This window comes from Pontimicrobium sp. MEBiC01747 (assembly GCF_053601635.1).
This window is the reverse complement of the sequence record NZ_JBSHNS010000326.1, coordinates 1-3,715: the sequence shown is the minus strand read 5'-3', so window position 1 is coordinate 3,715 and position 3,715 is coordinate 1. Positions and strand designations below refer to the sequence as shown.

At 33.0% G+C, this 3,715-nt stretch carries 4 protein-coding genes; 3 read left to right on the top strand and 1 reads right to left on the bottom strand.

The features are described from left to right. Positions 1–156: 156 nt before the first annotated feature. On the top strand, positions 157–759 hold the full coding sequence (locus ACVC2P_RS10775; protein ID WP_452598480.1) for an acyl carrier protein phosphodiesterase: 603 nt from the start codon (positions 157–159) through the stop codon (positions 757–759). A 4-nt stretch (positions 760–763) separates the two neighbouring features. After that, positions 764–2,482 carry a gamma-glutamyltransferase gene (gene ggt / locus ACVC2P_RS10770; RefSeq protein WP_452598479.1) on the top strand — a complete coding sequence of 573 codons (1,719 nt, stop codon included), beginning with the start codon at positions 764–766 and terminating at the stop codon, positions 2,480–2,482. 10 nt (positions 2,483–2,492) lie between these two features. Here the strand turns inward: ggt and ACVC2P_RS10765 are convergent, their stop codons facing one another. After that, positions 2,493–3,095: a hypothetical protein gene (locus ACVC2P_RS10765; RefSeq protein ID WP_452598478.1), complete on the bottom strand. Its 603-nt coding sequence runs from the start codon at positions 3,093–3,095 to the stop codon at positions 2,493–2,495. Between the two features lie 103 nt (positions 3,096–3,198). Here ACVC2P_RS10765 and ACVC2P_RS10760 point away from each other — a divergent pair. Continuing rightward, on the top strand, positions 3,199–3,715 hold a 517-nt coding region (locus ACVC2P_RS10760; RefSeq protein WP_452598477.1), incomplete at its 3' end, for a hypothetical protein.

Below are 3,715 nucleotides of genomic sequence, written 5' to 3'. Positions count from 1 at the left end.
GTCTATAGGTGTTAGGTTATCTCCTACTGCTCCACCAATAGTTCCACGAATTCCTGAAATAGATTTTATAAGTGTCATAAATAAATTTTAAAATTGAGGTACAAATATAACATTTCAGAATCGGAATTCTTAAATCGGAATTCGTAAATTCACCGAATGAATTTTCTTGCACACATTTATTTATCTGGAGAGAACAAAGATGTAACTATTGGTAATTTTATTGCCGATGGCATTCGGGGTAAAAATTACAAAAAGTACCCTAAAGCTATACAAGCTGGTATTTTATTACATAGACAAATAGATACTTTTACAGATGCTCATAAAACTGTAAGACAAAGCACAAAACGATTACACGAAAAATACGGTCACTATTCTGGAGTTATTGTAGATATCTTGTACGACCATTTTCTTGCTAAAAATTGGGAGAATTATTCTAATACGCCATTGGCTGATTATGTTGATGATTTCTACGATACATTAGAAGACAGCTTTAATACACTACCACAACGCATTCAAAAAATGATGCCATACATGATTGCAGATAATTGGTTATTAAGCTATGCCTCTATTGAAGGAATCGCAAAAGTTTTAGAAGGTATGAATCGTCGTACCAAAAATAGATCTCAAATGAATTTGGCGGTTAATGAATTGCAAGAGTTTTATAATGAATTTGAAAACGAATTCACTCAGTTTTTTGAGGAACTCATTCAATTTTCTGGAGAAAAATTAACCGAAATACAAAATAGCCTAAACAACTAAAAAAATGAGACACCTTTTTATAATATACAACACCTTAGAAACAAAATCATTAGTACTATTTTGTTTTATTTTAATAGCTTTTAGTTCCTGTAAAAATGAGACTCAAAAAAGAGGACTTATTACTGAAAAAGCTATGGTTGTTTCGGCACGTGTTGAAGCATCTAACATAGGTAAACTCATGCTAGAACAAGGCGGTAATGCTTTTGATGCTATGGCTGCTACACAATTAGCACTAGCCGTAGCCTACCCATACGCTGGAAACATTGGCGGTGGTGGTTTTATGGTTTACAGATTAAACAACGGTGCTATAGGTAGTCTTGATTTTAGAGAAAAAGCCCCAGCATTGGCGACTAAAAACATGTATTTAGATTCGCTTGGCAATGTCATCCCCAATTTAAGTACTCGAGGTGCTATGGCTGTTGGTGTACCAGGTTCTATTGCTGGTGTTTTTGAAACCCATAAAAAATTTGGCTCTCTACCTATAGAAACGATTATGAAACCTGTTATAGCGCTTGCTAATAAAGGCGTTATTGTTACAAAAAAGCAAGAGAAACGTATAGAAGAAAAGTTAGAAGATTTTGCACTTGCAAATAAAGATACTATACTTTTTGCAAAAGCATGGAAAGCTAACGATACTATTAAGTATCCTAATCTAGCCAAAACCTTAACTAGGATTATGCAGCATGGTCCAGACGAATTCTATAAAGGAGAAACGGCTACAATATTGGCTCAATTTATTCAAGATAATGGAGGTATTATTACTGTTGAAGATTTAGCAAATTATAGGGCTAAATGGCGAACACCTATTACTTTTAAATACGATGATTTAAATATTATTTCTATGGGGCCACCTTCTAGTGGCGGTATTGCTTTAGCTCAAATTTTAAAATCTGTAGAATCTTATAACTTAGAGGAGTTTGGCCATAACTCTGTAAAAGCAATTCACATATTAGCAGAAGCAGAACGAAGAGCTTATGCCGATAGAAGTTATTATTTAGGAGATCCAGATTTTGTAACCGTTCCTCAAGATGAACTTATTAGTAATGCTTATTTATCTAATAGAATGGCTAATGTTTCGTTTGATGCTATTACGCCATCTAATAGCATTTCGCATGGTACTGTAGACATTATAGAGAGTGATGAAACAACCCACTACTCTATTGTAGACCAGTTTGGAAATGCTGTTTCGGTAACCACAACGCTTAATTCTGGTTTTGGGTCTAAGTTATTTTGTGAAGCGTTAGGTTTTTTCTTAAATAATGAAATGGACGACTTTAGTAGCAAACCTGGAGTACCAAATGTTTATGGGTTAATTGGAGCCGAAGCTAATGCCATTTTACCCCAAAAACGAATGCTAAGTTCTATGACCCCAACTATTGTTGAAAAAGAAGGAAAACTATATATGGTTGTTGGTACACCTGGAGGCTCTACCATAATAACCTCAGTAATGCAAACTATTTTAAATGTCCATGAGTTTAACATGTCTATGCAAAATGCTGTAAACGCACCTCGTTTTCATCACCAATGGTTACCCGATGAAATTAGAATGGAACCTAATCGCTTTTCTAAAGACATTATAACTGCATTAGAGCAAAAAGGACATCATATTAATGAAGAGCGCTCTCCTGTAATTGGTATTGTAGATGCCATTTTAGTCTTGCCAGATGGAAAACTAGAGGGTGGCGCAGATAATCGTGGAGATGATGCCGCTTCTGGGTTTTAAATTATGGTTTTCAAGCTTTTAAATAAGTAATTTTATTAACATATCTTGGTCTATAATAAACCGTAACTTCTTTACCATTTCTTAGAGCCATTCTTTCAGTTATAAAATCAGTAAAATACGCTACTCTACCCTCTTTTGTCGTTACAGAAAAAGTATTAGGTGTATCACCAGATTCTGCTATAGCTTCTTTAAGTATACCTGTAACTTTTTTCCATGAAGCATCAATTTCTGGTGTAGATTCAAAATGTATAGAACGCTCATTAAAATGCACATCCATAACCATATTATCTGCTTCACTTTTATAGTATAATGTAACATCCTTATCTTTTAATGCATTCAATGCTTCAATATCTTGATGAATTGCTTCTATATTTAGATTATAAGATCCTTTTACATTTCGCTCAGGAAAAGACACTGTTATAGAGTAAAAAGGATAACCGTTATCTTCTATTCCAGAAATTATACCATAATCACGAAGTTCGTCATCATTTGGTTCTCTTGTTTCTTTAGGAGTTCCAATAATACCATCTTTAGCACTTTCATTTTTACACCCCATAAAGCTATAGCTACATATTAGTAATATTAAGGCAAAAATCTGTGTAGTTTTTTTCATTTATTCTCTCTTTATTTTGGCTAAATATAATGAAATACTACAACTCGAATAAAAAAATGAAATGAATTAATTCTTTATCTTTGAAAATGAAATATTTGCTTTTATGAAACTAAAAAAAATACTAAAGATTACTTTAGGTTTAATCGTTTTCTTTACACTACCAACACTATTACTTTATGGTTTTCTTTACTTTAAATATAATGAAGAATTACCAACAGGTGAAGAAGGAGAACAAGCTGATACATTAGCATACCAAATGCTTAATGCTTTAGATTATCATGCTTATAATGTAACCGATTATATAGAATGGACGTTTAAAAAGCGTCATCATTTTAAATGGAATAAAGCAAAAAACACTTGCGAAGTGTATTGGAAAAACTATAAGGTGAATCTAGATTTTACAACACCTGCTAATACTACTGTATTTAAAGACGAAGTTCAAGTAACAGGAGAAGACACAACAGAACTCAAACAAAAAGCAATCGATTTATTTAATAACGATTCCTTTTGGGTTGTAGCGCCCTATAAAGTATTCGATAAAGGCGTAAAACGAAGCATTGTTACTTTAGACAATGATGAAAAAGCACTTTTAGTAACTTACACTAAAGGTGGTTCTACAC

Bases quoted from the DNA above. Each gene is read 5' to 3' on its own strand.
- ggt (WP_452598479.1), top strand. From the start codon at position 764: ATGAGACACCTTTTTATAATATACAACACCTTAGAAACAAAATCATTA.
- ACVC2P_RS10765 (WP_452598478.1), bottom strand. From the start codon at position 3,095: ATGAAAAAAACTACACAGATTTTTGCCTTAATATTACTAATATGTAGC.
- ACVC2P_RS10775 (WP_452598480.1), top strand. From the start codon at position 157: ATGAATTTTCTTGCACACATTTATTTATCTGGAGAGAACAAAGATGTA.